Source organism: Pectobacterium colocasium, assembly GCF_020181655.1.
In the GTDB taxonomy this organism is placed as follows: domain Bacteria; phylum Pseudomonadota; class Gammaproteobacteria; order Enterobacterales; family Enterobacteriaceae; genus Pectobacterium; species Pectobacterium colocasium.
In genome coordinates this window covers 1,514,142-1,532,288 of record NZ_CP084032.1, presented here as the reverse complement: position 1 = coordinate 1,532,288, position 18,147 = coordinate 1,514,142, and the positions used below count along the sequence as shown (strand labels likewise).

General features: G+C 47.9%; 14 protein-coding genes. 5 read left to right on the top strand and 9 right to left on the bottom strand.

The features are described 5' to 3' along the window. Positions 1 to 106: 106 nt before the first annotated feature. The 4 genes from wzc to wecA all read right to left on the bottom strand — a co-directional run bounded on the left by wzc (position 107) and on the right by wecA (position 5,080). Positions 107 to 2,275, bottom strand: a complete 2,169-nt coding sequence (gene wzc / locus LCF41_RS06800; protein ID WP_225087403.1) for a tyrosine-protein kinase Wzc — start codon at positions 2,273 to 2,275, stop codon at positions 107 to 109. 16 nt (positions 2,276 to 2,291) lie between these two features. Continuing rightward, complete coding sequence (locus LCF41_RS06795) at positions 2,292 to 2,726, bottom strand: arsenate reductase/protein-tyrosine-phosphatase family protein (protein WP_225087402.1); 435 nt, start codon at positions 2,724 to 2,726, stop codon at positions 2,292 to 2,294. An 8-nt stretch (positions 2,727 to 2,734) separates the two neighbouring features. After that, positions 2,735 to 3,871: a polysaccharide export protein gene (locus LCF41_RS06790; RefSeq protein WP_225087401.1), complete on the bottom strand. Its 1,137-nt coding sequence runs from the start codon at positions 3,869 to 3,871 to the stop codon at positions 2,735 to 2,737. A gap of 123 nt (positions 3,872 to 3,994) precedes the next feature. Beyond that, positions 3,995 to 5,080, bottom strand: coding sequence for a UDP-N-acetylglucosamine--undecaprenyl-phosphate N-acetylglucosaminephosphotransferase (gene wecA / locus LCF41_RS06785; protein ID WP_225088115.1), 1,086 nt, complete (start codon positions 5,078 to 5,080; stop codon positions 3,995 to 3,997). A 740-nt stretch (positions 5,081 to 5,820) separates the two neighbouring features. Here wecA and LCF41_RS06780 point away from each other — a divergent pair. The 3 genes from LCF41_RS06780 to hepT all read left to right on the top strand — a co-directional run bounded on the left by LCF41_RS06780 (position 5,821) and on the right by hepT (position 8,320). Further along, complete coding sequence (locus LCF41_RS06780; protein ID WP_225087400.1) at positions 5,821 to 7,407, top strand: TerC family protein; 1,587 nt, start codon at positions 5,821 to 5,823, stop codon at positions 7,405 to 7,407. A 113-nt stretch (positions 7,408 to 7,520) separates the two neighbouring features. Beyond that, the gene (gene mntA, locus LCF41_RS06775; RefSeq protein WP_225087399.1) at positions 7,521 to 7,904 is read left to right on the top strand and encodes a type VII toxin-antitoxin system MntA family adenylyltransferase antitoxin; all 384 of its coding nucleotides are present in this window, start codon (positions 7,521 to 7,523) and stop codon (positions 7,902 to 7,904) included. Next, positions 7,901 to 8,320, top strand: a complete 420-nt coding sequence (gene hepT / locus LCF41_RS06770; protein WP_010296752.1) for a type VII toxin-antitoxin system HepT family RNase toxin — start codon at positions 7,901 to 7,903, stop codon at positions 8,318 to 8,320. Before mntA ends, hepT begins: the two co-directional genes overlap by 4 nt. A gap of 43 nt (positions 8,321 to 8,363) precedes the next feature. Here hepT and dcuC read toward each other — a convergent pair whose 3' ends face one another. The 4 genes from dcuC to udk form a co-directional block, all read right to left on the bottom strand. Next, positions 8,364 to 9,716, bottom strand: a complete 1,353-nt coding sequence (gene dcuC / locus LCF41_RS06765; RefSeq protein ID WP_225087398.1) for an anaerobic C4-dicarboxylate transporter DcuC — start codon at positions 9,714 to 9,716, stop codon at positions 8,364 to 8,366. Positions 9,717 to 9,978: 262 nt separating this feature from the next. Beyond that, a complete protein-coding gene (gene asmA, locus LCF41_RS06760; RefSeq protein WP_225087397.1) occupies positions 9,979 to 11,814 on the bottom strand; it encodes an outer membrane assembly protein AsmA in 1,836 nt (611 codons plus the stop codon). Between the two features lie 93 nt (positions 11,815 to 11,907). Further along, positions 11,908 to 12,489: a dCTP deaminase gene (gene dcd, locus LCF41_RS06755; RefSeq protein WP_225087396.1), complete on the bottom strand. Its 582-nt coding sequence runs from the start codon at positions 12,487 to 12,489 to the stop codon at positions 11,908 to 11,910. A 124-nt stretch (positions 12,490 to 12,613) separates the two neighbouring features. Further along, positions 12,614 to 13,255 (bottom strand): uridine kinase, encoded by a 642-nt coding sequence (gene udk / locus LCF41_RS06750; protein ID WP_015839564.1) that lies wholly within the window; start codon positions 13,253 to 13,255, stop codon positions 12,614 to 12,616. A 276-nt stretch (positions 13,256 to 13,531) separates the two neighbouring features. Here udk and LCF41_RS06745 point away from each other — a divergent pair, with 276 nt between their 5' ends. Further along, positions 13,532 to 14,674, top strand: coding sequence for a hypothetical protein (locus tag LCF41_RS06745; RefSeq protein WP_225087395.1), 1,143 nt, complete (start codon positions 13,532 to 13,534; stop codon positions 14,672 to 14,674). Positions 14,675 to 14,753: 79 nt separating this feature from the next. On the opposite strand, the gene apbC is transcribed toward LCF41_RS06745, so the two are convergent. After that, positions 14,754 to 15,863, bottom strand: coding sequence for an iron-sulfur cluster carrier protein ApbC (gene apbC / locus LCF41_RS06740; protein ID WP_225087394.1), 1,110 nt, complete (start codon positions 15,861 to 15,863; stop codon positions 14,754 to 14,756). A gap of 222 nt (positions 15,864 to 16,085) precedes the next feature. Here apbC and metG point away from each other — a divergent pair, with 222 nt between their 5' ends. Beyond that, positions 16,086 to 18,116, top strand: coding sequence for a methionine--tRNA ligase (gene metG / locus LCF41_RS06735; protein WP_225087393.1), 2,031 nt, complete (start codon positions 16,086 to 16,088; stop codon positions 18,114 to 18,116). Positions 18,117 to 18,147: the final 31 nt, after the last annotated feature.

Sequence of the window (18,147 nt, the reverse complement as noted above, 5' to 3'; positions counted from 1 at the left end):
AGATTTATTATATTTTAAATGAAGGGTGAGGAATGAAATTCAGGCAAGTAATTCTATAAGAGAATTACTTGCCATAGGATAAGAATAGAACGTTTACCTAGAGAAACTACTTATCTGATTTATATTCGTATGAATAATAATCATAATTTCCGTAGCTATAGTAGCTAGCCGCACGTTTTACAATCGCATTCAGAATAACACCTTTGATTTCCGTACCATTCTGTTCAAAACGACGAATACTCACTTCAATTTCTTTCAGTGTATTCACCTCAAAGCGAGCAACCAGAAGTGAAGTTCCAGCATGTCTGCTAATAACAGCAGCATCAGTTACAGCAAGAATTGGAGGTGTATCCAGCAACACAATGTCGTAGTTCTTCGTCGCCCAATCGATGAATTGTGAGAAACGGCTATGCATTAACAATTCAGAAGGATTAGGTGGGATCTGTCCACGAGGGATAAAATCCATATTTTCTACAGCCGTTTTACGAATACTTTTCTCTGTCGTAATTTGTCCTGACAGTATATCGGAAAGCCCGTCTGTACCCTGACATCCCATCAGCTCATGGGCGTAGCCTTTGCGCATATCACAGTCGACGATGAGTACTCGTTGCCCTGACTGAGCGATAACGGCTCCGAGGTTCGCACTGACGAATGTTTTACCAATCGCAGGGCTTGCACCAGAGATCATCAGCACATTGTTTTTGGCTTCCATCATGGCGAAATGCAGACTGGTGCGTAAACTTCTGATGGCTTCAATCGCGAGATCTGCAGGATTCCCAACGGCAAGCAATTCTGTAGATCGAGTATTGCCTCTTTTACCCTTCCCTAATAGGGCTCGGTCTTTCTTCTGTTGCCAAGCTGACAACGGCACACTTGCATAGACGCTGATACCCAACTCAGCAAGCTGTTCAGGGCTCTCAATGCCTTTATGCAGTATGGTTCTTATCAGAACAAATGATACAGAGAGTAACCCGCCCAGTATTATAGATAATAAAACAATAAATACTTTCTCAGGCTTAACGGGTTTAAGCTGCACAACTGCACTATCAATGATTCGAACATTACCTACTGTGCTGGCTTTATTAATGCTTAATTCCTGCTGTTTGTTCAGCAGCTGCATATATACTTCTTGACCAGCCTTAACATCACGAGTTAACCGAATAATTTCCTGTTGCGTCTTCGGCATTGCTCCAACTCGTTTGTTAATTTTTTCCTTTTCTTCTTCAAGCGTTCTACGTTTTTCTAATAATGCCCGATAAGCAGGGTGTTCTTTTGTATAAAGTTTTGATATCTCGGCTTCTTTAAATGTTAGTTCATTTAACTGAGCCTCTAGAGCAACCATTGTTTCTAAAACGGATTTAGCTTCTAATGATAAATCTACTGATTCATTTTTCTGGCGAAACAGATTCAATTTATTATCAGCTTCATCCAATATACTTCTTACGTTAGGCAACTGTTCCTTTAAAAACTCAAGGCTGCGCCCAGACTCTTCTGACTTACGTTCGACATTTTGTTGTAAATAGTTTTCACTAATACTATTAAGTATTTTATTGGTCAGTACCGGGTCTTCACCTTCGAGGCTTAACGCTAAGACGCCCGTATCTTTTCCTCTATCAGCGACACTCAATGTTTTTAGTATATTATTAATTGCTGTTAACTGATTAAGTTTTTTGATACTAAACGTTGTTCCTTCATCAGCAGCAATATCACTAATTAACAACGTAATCCCATCATGACGTTCTAGTTTACCAACCTGACCGTCAAACTGAACAGTATCGCCAGCAGATATACTATAGTTTTTATTATCAATAACCTTTAACGTAATAGGTTCATCTTTCCAGGAATCAGGTACATCCAGACGAGAAACAGCAAGTACCCCTTTCGTGGCACCTGTCAATCTGGCAATTCCTTTACCAAAAAAAGGAAAGTAATTTTGCTGAACATTAATATCCAGCGCTAAATCATTAACGGTCTTCCCTATTATCATTCGAGAAGTTATTAACTCTATCTCCGCTGCCGATTCTGGCTTAGCGTCTGGTAGCATGCTGGTTATATCGTTAATTAACTTATTACTGCTGTTTTTCTCTACCTGAACCAAGGCATCCGCTTTATATATTGGCGTTGCCAGCGTAGCATAGAGAATACCGAATATTAGAAAAATTACCGTTACACCGATTATTAGCCATCTGTTATCTAATAATGTCCCTAATAAACGACCTAAATCAATCTCATCCGCGTTTGAATCGGCGGTTTTTACTGAAATTTTCTCTGCCATGGGTTTCCCTGACTTGTTAACGGCTTAGTACCTGCACCCATTTCTGGGCAGACTGCTCAAGTTGTGAATAGACAAATTCAAAAGCTTCGCGGCTCTTTCGATAAGGATCCGCGATCTCTTGTTGCTCCAGCCAACGACCGAATAACATGGTCTTACCACGAACCTCAGGAGCAATGCGGCACACTGCCTCAATATGCTCTTTCTCCATAACTAAAATGAGGTCGTACTGCCGACATAATGCGGAAGTTAGCTGCTGTGCAACATGTCCTTCAAGAGAAAGATCGTATTTATTTGCAACGTCAGTTGCCATAGCGTCAGCGGGTTTTCCCACCAGCGCCCCTAACCCAGCGGACGCCACTTTTTTTGCAGGTAATGCCTGTTTTAGCAATCTCTCCCCTGTAGGGGAACGACAAATATTACCTACACAGACAACTAATATTGAATCAAACATAATTATCTCTATGGCCAGGTACGAACTCGCAGGCTACCTTCACTCAAATCGTTAAACGCAGAGATCGTCGGTGCAAGTTGTGAAATCAAACGGTTCCAACGCGCGACAGGTGCAGTAGTGACATAGACTACATCATACGGCTGTAACTGGAATTCTGCGCCCATCACAAGGGATGTAGCATCGGCAGCATTGAGCTGGTAAATATCAGCCAATTTCGGCCCTTGGGTTCCTCTTAGGGGACGGATAACAAAGACACCTGTTGCATCAGCCATCGTTTGATCCATACCTTCAGCGTTACCTAAAGCTTCTGTCAAGGTCATACCGCTGCGATCCATCTTGAGCGTACTCTGTTTCTTAACCTCGCCCATAACGAAAACTTTTAAGTCGTCGTTACGAGGGATATAGAGGATATCTCCAGGATATAACAGTGTGTTCTGAGATAAGTCGCCGTTTTGCATCAAAGCCTGAAGAGAGATGCGTTTTTCTTGGCCATTGTGCGTCAGCACAATATTACGCCAGTCGGCATCTTCACTTAATCCGCCAGCCTTGTTAATGGCATCCAAAATCGTTAACGGCACATTAGTGATAGGCTGCTCACCGGAGGTTTTTACTTCTCCCGTGACATAAGCTTTCTGAGAGCGGAAGGATGCGATATTAACATCAACTTGTGGAGACTCGATATAAGTTGCCAAACGGGAAGAAATTTCACTACGCACTTCCATCACCGTTTTACCAGCAACTTTGACCTTGCCAATATACGGATAGAAGATTGTACCGTCGGAGTGTACCCAGTTCCCCGTATCAGCAGCAGTGCGATATGTTCCTGCGGGTGTCGTGAGTTCTGGATGATCCCACACGGTAACCATGATGACGTCACCAATACCAATGCGGTACTCATATTGCTGTAGTTCACGTTCCAATGCAGGATTAGTTTGTGCGATTAATGGCTTAGGCCGCATTTTATCGACCAGATAAGGCGTAAGAGGATAAACATTAACGAGTTTATCAATATTGAAATCAGCGTCTTGCTGCTCAATAACCTCTTTGCCACTCGTCGATAGATGACTTCCGGGGATTATGGTACAGCCGCTAAGGAAGGCTAGTGACACGACTAAGGGTGCCAATTTTAACTTGTGCTTTATCATCCTGTTATTCCATCACTTTTAATTCAAAATTGCACAAATCCCTACAAAATATCAAATGATTATAGAGAATCTTTATTCAACTGAACCCGCAGTCTAACGTGTAAAAAGTCGGTAATTTTCCGCTTAGCGACGCTGAACAGTACGGTTTGGCAACTCATTTACCAGCCTGTCGGAACGAGTTCGTCGTCCCCACTGCATCACCTTTTCTATACGCGGTATAAAATAGAAATAACCGGTAAACATTACAAAAAATAGGCCTAACATCATAGGCTGGCTCACGTGATTGCGATCGCTGATGATTCCCACAACGGCAAACAATAGTGCCACAAACGTAATTATCATCAACGACTGTCGCGCGGTCAGTCCTGAAGACATCAGAATGTGGTGAAGATGTCCCCTGTCGGCCTTAAACGGACTATCGCCTTTCAAAAACCGCCGTAGCGTGATAGCAACCATGTCCATCAGAGGGATCGCAATTAACCAAAGCGCCGTCACTGGATTCATTACCGCGCTTTCTCCCTGAGAAGCAAGAATCAGCAACCAAAGTACGGTAAATCCTATAACGGTGCTACCTGCATCCCCCATAAAAACCTTAAATCTTTTTCCCAGAGGGATGCCAAGATTCAGGAAAAGATAAGGTAGCATAGCCGCCATCATGCATAGGCTCCAGAGCCCAAATTGGCGTTCGCCCCCTGAATAGAATAAAAAAAACAGTGAGCAAAATGCGATACAGGCGAGTGAGCCCAGTAAACCATCAATACCATCGATCATATTAAAGGCATTGATAGCCCCGCATACGGCAAACAATGTAATGACGTACCCGAATCCCCCTAAAAGCAGTTCATGACCAAACACCACGTCCCCTAATGATGAAAGGTATAACCCCGAGTACATCATTAAACTACCCACCAGCAGTTGAACAACGAACCGGGGAAAAACGGGGAGGTCAAAACGGTCATCAATCACACCGACAACCAATAGCAAGGTAGTGCAAATCATGTATAGGGAGAAATCAGGAAGCCAGTCAGAATGCAGCATAAATAAAACGCAGAGCGCGAGATAAATCGACACGCCCCCGACAAGAGGAACATTTCCACGGTGCTTTTTACGTGCACATGGTTTATCCACCAATCCGACGTTGATTGCGACCTTTCTAACCAAGAACAGCGCGACGAATGCGCTTAAAAATACAACGATGAAATCTTGCATTTTTGCACCATCATCAACCGTTAAATATTCTGCATCAGACACGCTACCGCCCTTGGCTTATAGCAACCAATGCGCTGTCAACAACGTACGGAACACCATCCTGTGGCAACATATCTGGCTCCGTAAGCCCTCTGCTTTTATGTAAATACTTCATAAATTTGCTAGCTAACTGACATTGCTAACAAAATATTTCTCATCAATAGATTTATTTATAAAAATATAGCTAAGTCTACAACGCCAATTTTCACCCCAATAGTATTGATGACGAAGTAAAGAGTACAAGGGTAAGATGTTCCAGGACGAGCTTTTCAGAATAAGACTACGCACTCGCTTCCCCTCATGCACCGCCAACCTAAGAGGCGTTTTTGCAGGAAGCTGTAAGATGCGAATAAAAAATCATAGCAAAAACCCGCGCCTTCCTGTCGTAAAAATCCTGTTAAATAGGCTGGCATATTCTATGCGTTGTCTACCAACACTATCAAACACTAACGCGAGCTATCCCGCTCATAATTCTGAAAATCTTGCTTATTGCTGCTTTTTCACGCTGTTTTAAATAACTTGTCACACAAGATTTATATAGGCTAACTGCCGTGTAAAAGTGGAGGAAAGCGCGGGTCGACAGGCTGCCGACGCTCGTACCGGACTCGCCAAAAAAAGAATATCCCTGCAAATTCTGGTTCATCTGTGTCTGCCCTGATACGCTATCGAGGTTATCTTCATTTAAAGGTGAAAAAATAGATATGGAGTGGATCGCTGATCCAACAATATGGGCCGGGTTGGCCACGCTGGTTGTCCTGGAACTGGTTCTGGGCATTGATAATCTTATCTTCATCGCCATTCTGGCTGAGAAACTACCAAAAGAACAACGCGATAAAGCCAGAGTCGTCGGGCTGTTACTTGCCCTGCTTATGCGACTGGGCCTGCTGGCGTCCATTTCCTGGCTAGCCTCTTTGACTACCCCACTTTTCACGCTCCTTGGGCACACATTCAGCGCTCGCGATGTCATCATGCTGATTGGCGGGCTGTTTCTACTCTTTAAAGCCACGATGGAGCTCAACGAGCGCCTTGAAGGAAAAGATGAAGAGCAGCACGCCCAACGTAAAGGTGCACGCTTCTGGCCCGTCGTTGCACAGATCGTAGTACTGGATGCGATATTCTCACTGGACTCCGTGATTACCGCCGTCGGCATGACCGACCATCTGCTGGTGATGATGTCCGCCGTGACAATTGCCATCTTCCTGATGCTGCTGGCCAGTAAACCACTGACCCGCTTTGTCGCGGAACACCCAACCATCGTCATCCTGTGCCTCAGCTTCCTGCTGATGATTGGTTTCAGTCTGGTCGCAGACGCCTTTGGTTATCACATCCCTAAAGGTTATCTCTACGCTGCGATAGGTTTCTCGGTGCTGATTGAGATGTTGAATCAGGTCTCCATGTTTAACCGCCGCCGCTTCCTTTCATCTTCGGTCCCGCTACGTCAGCGTACCGCAGAAGTGGTTTTGCGTATCTTGCGCGGCAACCACGAAGAAGCCGAGCTGGATAATCAAACCTCGTCGATGATTGCAGACAACACCCGGGCAGGTCAGGAGGTATTCAACCTTCAGGAACGCCGGATGATAAAGCGGGTATTAGGGCTAGCACAACGAACCATTAGCAGCATCATGACATCGCGGCATGATATCGATGCCGTTGAGCTGGATATTACGCAAGGTGCACTCGCTAAGCTGTTAACGAGCAACCAGCATTCCCGATTAGTGGTGACCGACAGCAAGACGTCTGACGAGCCGCTGGGCATAGTACATGTTGCGGACTTACTACAGCAGCAGCTAAACCGCGAACCGTTTAACCTGCGCATTCTGATTCGTCAGCCGCTGGTTTTCCCCGAACAACTTTCGCTTTTGCAGGCTCTAGAACAGTTCAGAGAAGGGAGAACACATTTTGCGTTTGTCGTTGATGAATTTGGTTCGATGGAAGGGATTGTTACATTAAGTGACGTGATGGAAACCATTGCGGGTAACCTACCGCGCGAAGGAGAAGATCGCGATGCGCGCCACAGCATTCAGCAGAATGACGACGGCAGTTGGACCGCAAATGGCTATATTCCGCTGGAAGACCTGACGATGTATGTTCCGCTGACGCTGGATGAAAAGCGCGAATACTACACATTAGCGGGGCTGTTGATGGAACACGCACAGCGGGTTCCACAGGTGGGTGATACCCTATCAATCGATGGTTATCAGTTCACTATTCTGGCGGTGGAAAGCCATCGAATCATGGAGGTTCGCATCACGCCAAACGACGAACCACAGACTGATTTTGAAGTGTGATTAAATAGGGGCTGGGGGATGACTTATCTGTTCCCCTCCCCTGACGGGCAATACATTGATGTTCGAGCAATCCTATCAGACAATAAGAGAATCGTAGGAATGGGGGCTATCATATGTTCGATAAGATCGTTTTGACACTGAAAAAACAGATACCCGACATCAAAATTATTTATCTCTTTGGTTCTCAGGCTACAGGCAATGCCAGAGCGGACAGCGACATTGATATCGCCATCATGGCTACGAGAGCACTGGATCCCGTTGAACGTTGGGAGCTATCTAATCAATTAGCAAAAGAAGTGGGTCATGACGTCGATCTTATCGATTTATTGCAGGCTTCAACGGTATTAAAAATGGAGATCGTTCGTAACGGCAAGCTGCTTTATGATGCGGAAACAGCAGCGGGAGAATTTGAAATGACAACACTTTCGATGTACCAGCATCTGCAAAAAGAGCGTGCGGATATCATTCGTAGCTTTAATCAGGATCTAAAAGCATGACAGATATCTTGCTCAACAAAAGCAGCACCATACAAAGATGCCTGCGTCGTATTCGTGAGGAATTCGATACTGAGGAAGGGTTTCGTCAAAACTTCACCAAGCAAGATTCCGTCATACTTAACATACAGCGTGCCTGCGAAGCCGCTATTGATATCGCTAATTATCTTATCCGTATCAAGCAGCTAGGCATACCACAAAGTAGCCGCGATAGCTTCGCGCTTCTTGCTGCAAACCAGATTATTACGATTGATCTCTCTGATAATTTGCAAAAAATGGTGGGATTAAGAAATATTGCCGTGCATGACTATCAGGCGCTCAATCTGGATATTGTCATCCACGTCATTTCTCATCGTTTAAGCGACTTTGAACATTTTATCAAACAAATAGCCCGGTACAGCGACAGCCAGCACCTTTAGAGCACATAGCTTAAAGGTGCTGCTGTTTACCTAATTTCTGCTATCAGGCAGGCACCATGATCTCGGTGGCGATAACCACCACTATCAGCCCAACCAAAACCGGAACCGACGTACGCTTCACCACCTCAAACGGTGATATTTTTGCCATACCGGCAACAGCAACCACTACGCCAGATACCGGAGAAATAGTACGGCCCAGATTGGAAGCCTGAAGCATCGGAATGGCCAGATAGGCCGGGTTGATGCCCATTTGCGACGCCAGCTTTGGAATCAGTTCAACAAACGCATAAAACGGCGCGTTACCCGAACCCGTCGTCATCGCAGCCAGCATCGTGATCGCAACCAACACCAGCATAATCACTAACCCACCGCTGCCAAATGACTGCGCAAGGCCAATCAGGCCGCTGATAAAGCCAATAGTGCCAAGCCCCTGAGCAAAGACACCGGCTGCGACCAACAGAATGACCACACTCGAGAAAGCATCGGCCATCCCACGGTAAGCCACATCCAGCCCATCAAACACCTTTTGCGCATTGAACGAACGGGCGAATTCCAGCACCGCAGCCAGCACCATACAGATCACCAGCACGGTAATAATGTGAAGTTCCGGCCCCCATTTACCATCAAAGACCAGTACACCAATGATCGGCGTAAACGGCAGAATGGCGTAAAAACGTGGGGCATCGGTCTTGATTTCACTGACGTCCAGAATTTCATGGCTGACATTCGCTTTATTATCCAGATAGCGCTGCCAGAAGAAATGCGCGACGGCCATGCACACGATCGCCATGATAGAAATAGGTAACGTGGCCTTAAAGGCGAAATCCACGAGTTTCATCTGCGATGCCTGAGCCGCCAGCACGACGTCGCCTGACGTCGGCGACAGGATCAGCGCCACCGGAGAGGCACAGATTGCGGCAGCGGCTCCGCGACTAATACCAACGTTCACCATAACCGGGAATAACGTAGCCATTAACAGCACCCCCAGCCCGGTTGCCGATGACACCGCCAGCGACATCAGACAGGCGACAAAATAGGCCGCAATCATCAGTAGATAAGGCGAGTTAATCATTTTCAGCGGACGGGAAACCAGCTTGACGACGACATCATTGGCACCAATGTGCGTCATATAAGCGGCAAAACCACACAGCACCATAATCATCATGCCGAGATCGCCACCGCGGCTCATCAGCAAAATTTTTACGTATTCAACAATATCCGTTGCGCTCCAGCCTGTCGCTTTCGCGCTGGCAGGCAGGACGTTTTTCCCCAGCATGGCACTGATTGCCAAAAGTAATAGGCCCCCAACCAGCAATACGCCAGTCGCGGAATACCCTTTTATAATGTAACGACCAACCAGAATCGTTACAGCAACACCAATCAAAAGTTCGAGCATAGTGTGTTTCGATACCTGAGTAATAAATGATCTGACAGACATTCCCCGGCAACGGAGTCGCACCGCACCGAAAATAGGGAGCGAAGTTTACTGCTTTAGAAAATAAAAAAAGAGAAAAATATTAATATGTAGCATTAAAAAAGAGACACCGAGCACAAAGCCGGCCTGGAGAAGGATGACAAACCAAAAGAAAATGTTGGGGAGAGGCTGCTGGTTTGCTGACAGGAGTCAGCAAACCAGCTAAAACGGCATATTTAGAAAATTAAAGACGGTCGAGGAGTTGCTTCAGGTCTTTACCCTTCTGACTTTGCTGATTCTGGCTTGCCCAGTCATTCAGGCGTTTCTTCAGCTCGTCCTGTAGGCGTTTACGCAGCAGTTGGTCTACCTGTAGCTGGTAGTTTAATTTATCCCACTCGCCATAGACGCGTAACGGGATCGCCGTGTTTTTCAGCACGCTGACCAGTTGCTCATCGCCCTGCCATCCTTGAGTGATAGAGACATTCACATTAACATCGCAGGTCTGGGCAGGCAGATCGAATTGTCCCCCCCCGCTGAGTGATAGCAGTTCTGAACGGCCATTGAGATCGGTAAGACGCAATTTACCCGCATTCAACTGGGCTTTTCCTGTCAGCTGTTGCAGCTCGGTATAACGCTCGTAGCGCTCTTGTCCCCGCACATTACCGTTGCTACGCGCGACAGCCATCTGCACCATTTGCTGAATATTCAACCCTTGCAGACGGACGCTATTGGCCTGCAACGTCGCCGTTCCCTGCCACTGATGGAGCAACGCAGGTAGCGTAAAACTGTTGCCGTTGAACTGTCCTGCCATCGACAATTTTCCGCTGACCGTCTCGGCGGGCAACGCAAACGCGGACATGAGTTGAGATAATTCAACATCCTTGAGTTCTGGCCGTAGCGTGATGCTGGTTGATGGCTTCGTCACGACTTTACCAGGTAATGAGAAATGCCCACTGCCCAGTTCACCGCTCAACGTCGTAATATCCAACAATCCCGGCTGATTTTCTGCCCGTAGCGTGAACTGACGGACATCAAGCCCGCGATAGACCACCGTCGCAGCCTGTAGCGACAGACGCGCGGTGAATGCCTGTAGACTGTCTTCTGGCTTGGTTAACCCACTTTCATTTGAAATAACAGGCGCTGAGGATTTAGCCGGCGCGTTGGAAGTACTGTTTTCCTTTGTCGCCGCAATTCCCAGCAGGGAGTCTACATCCAGCTTCTCCGACAGCAGATCCAAATCGTAATGTGGGATATCGCCCAGCGTCACGCTCCCCGCCCCCGACAGTTGGCTATTATTGGTATTCAATGAAAGCTGGCTAAACGTGATTTTTTCAGGCTGCTGTTGATAACTGGCCTGAACGCTCCCTGTTCCGCTTATCCCACTTGCCGGTACGTCAGCGCCCTGAAGCTGGAAGTCCAGCCTGGTGATATTGGCATTAACCTGCAGAGGGAAGTGCAACAGATCGACATCGGCATTAAGCGAAAAGGCAACATCGCGCTGATCGCGATTGATACGGCTTGATAATTCGATGTTGACCTGACGGTCGCTGCTCTGCTCCAGCGCAAGATTAATATCGCGAACATTAATCTGTTCATTATTGCTGCGTTGCAGAACTAACAGGCTATCGGCGACTTTTATCTTATCAATATCCAACCGCCAGCGCTGTTCTTCGGATGGAGTCTGCGATCCCGCAGGGGCAATGGGCGCATTGTTGGCCTGTTTGGCTTCACTTTCCGGCGTCAGGCGAATAATGGCACCTTTCAGCATCACCTGCTTGACCGCTAGCTTGTGCGAAAGCAGCGGCCACAGCTGCACATCAAGACGCATGTTCTCGGCGCTGACAATCGGCGCACGGGCTCCCGGCGCGCTCAACGACATCCCGCCTGATAATATGCTCAGTTGCGGCCACACATGCCAGCGCAGATCGCCATCCAATTGAAGGCGATAGCCGCTACGTTCCTCAACTTGCTTCACCATGTAGGCGCGGAAGTCATTGGGATTAACCAGTACGACCAAAGCCGTCATTCCTGCTATCAGCACGACAAGCAGAATTGCCAGCGTCGTCAGAAATCTTCTCATGCCATCCTCATTGCGAAACGCACGGCCACCTGCTGTTTACCTTGCAAGCCTGTCGCCAGATGCCTAGCCCTAAGATACCTAGCCCTAAGAGGCTTAGTCTTTATCGATCCGGCTCGCTACCGCACCCTGTTGGTCTTTATATTTGGCATCCTGACGGCGGTTGTATGGACGAGCCGCTGGCCCGGAAAGCGGTTCAAAACTCAGAGCGCCAATCATCATGCCGGGGCGTAGCGCCAGCGGCAACTTACCTGAATTATAGAACTCCAGCACAATTCTTCCTTGCCAACCTGGATCAATACGGTGTGCGGTGACGTGAACCATCAATCCCAGACGTGCCAGCGAAGAGCGACCATCCAGCCAGCCGACCAAATCATCGGGCAGCGTCACTGACTCAAACGTCACCGCCAGCGCTAACTCTCCCGGATGCAGGAAGAATGCTTCGCCTTCCGGTAAATTGATTTCATCACTCATGACGCGATCCAACGCCGCACTGACCTCATCCTTCGGCCCGCTTAAATCAATAAAAGGCGCAGTGTGTCCGCGGAAGACGCGAAACTGATTTCCCAGGCGAACATCAACGGTCGCGCCAGAGATTCTCTCGGTTGGCGGACGGGGCGTAATCACCAGTCGGCCATCATCCAGCCAGGCTTCAATGTCACGGTCACACAGTCTCATCTTATTCTCCATTCGACACCGGTATCTATCAGATAAACCTCATCTCTTTCCGTCATACATTACACTGCGGCGGCGTGTACCAAACGTCAACGCCGGTCACGCAACCTGAATGCTTCAGGAGATATTATTCAAAGAACTGGCTTATCTTGGCTTTCAAAATATCAATCGCAATACGGTTTTTCCCGCCGCGCGGCACGATAATATCGGCGTACTGCTTGGATGGCTCAATAAATTGCAGGAACATCGGACGCACGGTTTTCTGATACTGTTCCATCACGGAATCCATGGAGCGTCCGCGCTCATTCACGTCACGGCGCATGCGACGCAACAGACAAATATCCAGCGGTGTATCAACAAAAATAGAGAAATTCATCTCATCGCGCAGACGTGCATCCGTCAGCAGCAGAATACCTTCCAGAATAATGACCTTTTTCAGCTCGATATGCACCGTTTCCTGCTTGCGGGTATGTTCAACATAGCTGTACTGCGGGACTTCAATCGCCTGACCCGCTTTCAGCATTTGCAAATGTTTCAGCAACAGGCTGTGATCCATTGAGCTTGGGTGGTCATAGTTGGTTTTTACCCGCTCTTCCATCGTCAGGTGGCTTTGATCTTTATAATAGCTGTCTTCAGATATCACCCCGATATGCTGATCGCCAACCTGATCGCGCAATTCTCGATACAAGGTGCTGGAAATAAGACTTTTACCCGAAGCGGATGCTCCTGAGATCCCGATGATGACGCACTGGTGAGACTGATCAGTCATGGTATTAACGACCTGATTAACATAAATAAAAGAGAGGGGAATGCGCCAACGGGCGCTTTGACGCGGCAATTATAGGGAGTTACCCCCCTTCACGCCACCCTTTCCCTGAATTGGCTATGTCCAATATCTATTTTCAGCTACCGGTAGCAAAAATTCTCAATGGTTACAGTTTCACTATTATCGCAAAGGAAATGGAATAACTCATGGACAGCGACTGGTGAGAATCGGTAGTATTTAAGCTTTGGTTTCTTTGGCTGTTTTGACTTGGTAGATACGATGGCTCACTCAAAACTGGTAAAAAAGAAGGTTGTCAAGAAAGTCGACAAGGCAGCCCCTCCTCAAACTCCCCAAGAGCAATTTCAATTTTACTGGTTAAATATTGAGAAGTACCAGAAAAAAATCGATAAGCTGAAGAAAAACCAGGCAGATCTATTCAGTGATTTTCAGCGCGAACTTCTGCCATACGAACACGACTACATGCAGGCTGTTTATAATAAAACGGCACGTTTGCTTTCTTTTGCTGAGAAAAAATCATTGGGCAAAGGAGATCGAGAGGATCTCTTCCATTGGATCGATGAAGAGCTATCTAGGCTACGTAATTACCCCTTCAATAGCCATCTTGATATCGATAAATTATCCGATCAGTTCTTCGCCTTGAATGCGTTGCATCAAAAGGATGAACCACCTTTAGAAGAACAGTTGGATTTTGTCCGTGATGTTCTGGAAGAACGATTTAGTTTTGTTGAAGAACTTTCCGATGATGAATTACTCGATATGATGAAAGATCCCAATAAAATGCGGGAAAAAATTGAAGAATATATTCAGCATCACGAGAGCGATTTTTTTAGTGACAGTGACGAGCAGGACGAAGACGAGTCTACCCCCCCTACTGATAGCGCATTAGATTTGAATCATCTCACACAGTTATACCGGAAGATCGCGAAAGTACTTCATCCCGACCGTGAACAAGATTCTGATGAAAAAGAGAAAAAACATCACCTTATGGTAATTTTGTCACAAGCCAAGAAAGATAATGATATTTGGACCATTTTGAACATGTACCATAAATATGTTGATGTTTCTTTCAATTTTGACTCACAAGTCATTCCGGCTATTAATGCGTTACTTAAAAATCGGATGGAAGCGATCAAAAATCAGTTGAAAGAACAAGAACACGATCCATCACTATCGGGCATGATCTGGCAAGAGCTTGGTGCGGCATCACAAAAAACACGAGAAAAGAAAATCGACCAGCATCGGCAAAATTTGTTGGAATCAATCAAAATTGAAAAAACACAAACTGCGCATCTTCGCTCTTTAACGGTGCTGAAAGAGTGCCTGAGAGAACGCTACGCTAGTGAGCAATATTTCTTTGCGGACATAGACATCATCGATAGCTTTAACCGCATGAGGCGATAAGTTCTGTATCACGCACCTCCCCCCATTGTTGCCTGCTAACACGCGTTACCAGGCAACAGGTGAGTGGGACAGTGTTGAATCACAGCGCGCGGAAAGAAATTTCGCCGGGAATAACGGCACCCTGCCAATAAAGCTGAGCGGCAACCTGTCCCGCCAGCTCACGGTACAGAGACGTGAATTCACTCTCCGGCTGGCTGACGACCGTCGGCTCACCGCGATCAAGATCCTCACGCAGGGAGATGTGCAGCGGAAGCTGACCTAACAGGGAACAGTGGTATTTCTCCGCCAGCTTCTGCGCGCCACCCGTACCGAAAATCGGCTCCAGATGCCCACAGTTGCTACAGATATGCACGCTCATATTCTCAACAATACCCAGTACCGGCACGCTGACTTTTTCAAACATCGCGATACCTTTCATGGCATCCATCAGCGCGATATCCTGCGGGGTCGTCACGACGACGGCACCGGTGACGGGAATATTTTGCGCCAGCGTCAATTGAATATCGCCCGTACCCGGCGGCATATCTAGCACCAGATAATCCAGATCCGGCCAAAGCGTATCCTGCAACAGTTGCAATAATGCCTTGCTGGCCATCGGCCCACGCCACACCATCGCGTTATCGTCCGTAACCAGATAACCAATCGAGTTGGTTGCCAGACCATGCGCGATAATCGGAGCCATATGTTGACCGTCCGGCGAGGTTGGGCGCTCACTGGCCGATCCCAGCATGGTCGGAATGGAAGGACCGTAGATATCGGCATCCAGAATGCCCACATTGGCACCTTCAGCCGCCAATGCCAGCGCCATGTTGACCGCCGTACTGGATTTGCCGACGCCGCCTTTCCCGGAACTGACGGCGATGATGTTTTTCACGCCCTTCACACCAGCCTGCTCGTTAACCCGCCGCAGCGTAGCGATGTCATGCGTTAAACGCCATTCGACCGCCTTTGCGCCTGATAAACGTAATAGCTCATCGCTAACCGTTTCTTTTAATACTGCCAAACCGCTCAGCCAGACAAACGGCATCGTCAGTTCGATATGCAACACGTTATCCAACAGCGCACAATGGCGCAGCGCATTGAGTGTCGTCAGATTATTTTTCAGTGTCGGGTGCTGAAAAGTAGATAAAACCCCGGCGACCATCGCACGTAGTGCTTCAGGGCGTTGTTCGGGGACTGTCGCGTTCATTCCGGCTCCTTGAAATTCTCATATTTGACCGTTGAGATCGTATATAGCATACCAGAGCGAGGAAAGCGTGAGGCCCTTCGTCATCAAAAACGTGGAAACACTACGCAAATTAAAATCAGCTAGGGGATTTCCTGCCGTTTTACTCACGCCAGCGGTTTACGCAGCAAGGCGCTATCGGTTAACATCGATCTCCCTCTATTCACAAAAGAAAGCAAGTTCCTCATGACTCAAGTCGCAAAGAAAATCCTGGTAACGTGCGCGCTGCCTTACGCTAATGGTTCGATTCACCTCGGTCATATGCTTGAACACGTTCAGGCTGATATTTGGGTTCGTTACCAGCGAATGCGCGGCAACCAGGTTCACTTTATCTGTGCGGACGACGCCCACGGCACGCCAATCATGCTGAAAGCACAGCAGATGGGGATTGCGCCAGAACAGATGATTGCGGCAATGAGTCAAGAGCATCAACAGGACTTTGCCGGTTTCAATATCAGCTATGACAACTACCACTCCACGCATAGCGAAGAGAACCGTGAGCTGTCTGGTCTGATTTATCGCCGCCTGAAAGAGAACGGCTTTATTAAAAATCGCACGATTTCTCAGCTGTACGATCCAGAAAAAGGCATGTTCCTGCCGGATCGTTTCGTTAAAGGCACCTGCCCGAAATGTAAGGCTGCTGACCAATATGGCGATAACTGCGAAGTCTGCGGCGCGACCTACAGCCCGACAGAGCTGATCGAACCGAAGTCAGTGGTGTCTGGTGCCACGCCAGAGATGCGTGACACTGAGCACTTTTTCTTCGATTTGCCCGCGTTCAGCGAGATGCTTCAAGCCTGGACGCGCTCTGGCGCATTGCAGGAGCAAGTCGCCAACAAGATGCAGGAGTGGTTCGATTCTGGTCTGCAACAGTGGGACATTACCCGCGACGCACCGTATTTCGGTTTTGAAATTCCTGATGCACCGGGCAAATACTTTTATGTCTGGCTGGATGCACCAATCGGCTACATGGGGTCGTTCAAAAATCTGTGCGACAGACGTGGCGATCTGAATTTTGATGATTTCTGGAAGAAAGACTCAGACGCAGATTTGTATCACTTCATCGGTAAAGACATCGTTTATTTCCACAGCCTGTTCTGGCCGGCGATGTTGGAAGGCAGCGGGTTCCGTAAGCCGACGAACCTGTTCGTACACGGTTATGTCACGGTCAACGGCGCCAAGATGTCTAAATCACGCGGCACCTTCATTAAAGCAGGCACCTATCTTCAACATTTGGATGCTGATTGCCTGCGCTACTACTACGCGGCAAAACTGTCTTCTCGCATTGATGACATCGATCTTAATCTGGAAGATTTCGTGCAGCGCGTGAATGCTGACATCGTGAACAAGGTCGTAAACCTGGCATCGCGCAATGCCGGTTTTATTAACAAACGTTTTGACGGCAAACTGGCGGACCAACTGGCCGACGCCGAGCTGTACAAAACCTTCACCGACGCTGCCACGAGTATTGCGGAAGCCTATAGCAGTCGTGAATCAGGCCGTGCCATTCGTGAAATTATGGCGCTGGCGGATATCGCCAACCGCTATGTCGACGAACAAGCACCGTGGGTTGTGGCGAAAGAAGAAGGCCGGGATGCCGATCTTCAGGCCATTTGCTCAATGGGCATCAACCTGTTCCGCGTGCTGATGACATACCTGAAGCCGGTGCTGCCTGCACTGGCACAGCGGACAGAAGCGTTCTTGAACACGGAACTGAGCTGGGACGCGATCACCGCCCCGCTGCTGAGCCATCAGGTAAGTCCATTCAAAGCGCTGTTCAACCGCATCGATCTGGATAAAGTCAACGCGATGGTTGACGCCTCTAAAGAAGACATGGTCACGGCGCAAAAAGTCGTGTCCGGTCCGCTGGCGGACAATCCGGTACAGGACACGATTAGCTTTGACGATTTTGCCAAAGTCGATATGCGTATCGCCTTGATTAAACAGGCTGAATTGGTTGATGGTTCTGACAAACTATTACGTTTGACGTTGGATCTCGGTGGCGAAACCCGCCAGGTCTTCTCCGGCATCCGTGAAGCCTATCCCGATCCGGCAAAGCTGGAAGGCCGCTTAACCGTGATGGTTGCTAATCTGGCACCGCGTAAAATGCGCTTCGGCATATCGGAAGGGATGGTGATGGCTGCTGGGCCAGGTGGGAAAGATATCTTCCTGCTAAGCCCAGACAGCGGCGCTCAGCCAGGTATGCAAGTCAAATAACCTCCCCATCAAGCCGGATTCTTATCCGGCT

Coding starts and splice junctions, on each gene's coding strand:
- dcuC (WP_225087398.1), bottom strand. CDS start 9,716: ATGCTCGAACTTTTGATTGGTGTTGCTGTAACGATTCTGGTTGGTCGT.
- wzc (WP_225087403.1), bottom strand. CDS start 2,275: ATGGCAGAGAAAATTTCAGTAAAAACCGCCGATTCAAACGCGGATGAG.
- mntA (WP_225087399.1), top strand. CDS start 7,521: ATGTTCGATAAGATCGTTTTGACACTGAAAAAACAGATACCCGACATC.
- dcd (WP_225087396.1), bottom strand. CDS start 12,489: ATGAGACTGTGTGACCGTGACATTGAAGCCTGGCTGGATGATGGCCGA.
- LCF41_RS06780 (WP_225087400.1), top strand. CDS start 5,821: ATGGAGTGGATCGCTGATCCAACAATATGGGCCGGGTTGGCCACGCTG.
- udk (WP_015839564.1), bottom strand. CDS start 13,255: ATGACTGATCAGTCTCACCAGTGCGTCATCATCGGGATCTCAGGAGCA.
- hepT (WP_010296752.1), top strand. CDS start 7,901: ATGACAGATATCTTGCTCAACAAAAGCAGCACCATACAAAGATGCCTG.
- LCF41_RS06790 (WP_225087401.1), bottom strand. CDS start 3,871: ATGATAAAGCACAAGTTAAAATTGGCACCCTTAGTCGTGTCACTAGCC.
- metG (WP_225087393.1), top strand. CDS start 16,086: ATGACTCAAGTCGCAAAGAAAATCCTGGTAACGTGCGCGCTGCCTTAC.
- apbC (WP_225087394.1), bottom strand. CDS start 15,863: ATGAACGCGACAGTCCCCGAACAACGCCCTGAAGCACTACGTGCGATG.
- LCF41_RS06795 (WP_225087402.1), bottom strand. CDS start 2,726: ATGTTTGATTCAATATTAGTTGTCTGTGTAGGTAATATTTGTCGTTCC.
- LCF41_RS06745 (WP_225087395.1), top strand. CDS start 13,532: ATGGCTCACTCAAAACTGGTAAAAAAGAAGGTTGTCAAGAAAGTCGAC.
- asmA (WP_225087397.1), bottom strand. CDS start 11,814: ATGAGAAGATTTCTGACGACGCTGGCAATTCTGCTTGTCGTGCTGATA.
- wecA (WP_225088115.1), bottom strand. CDS start 5,080: ATGCAAGATTTCATCGTTGTATTTTTAAGCGCATTCGTCGCGCTGTTC.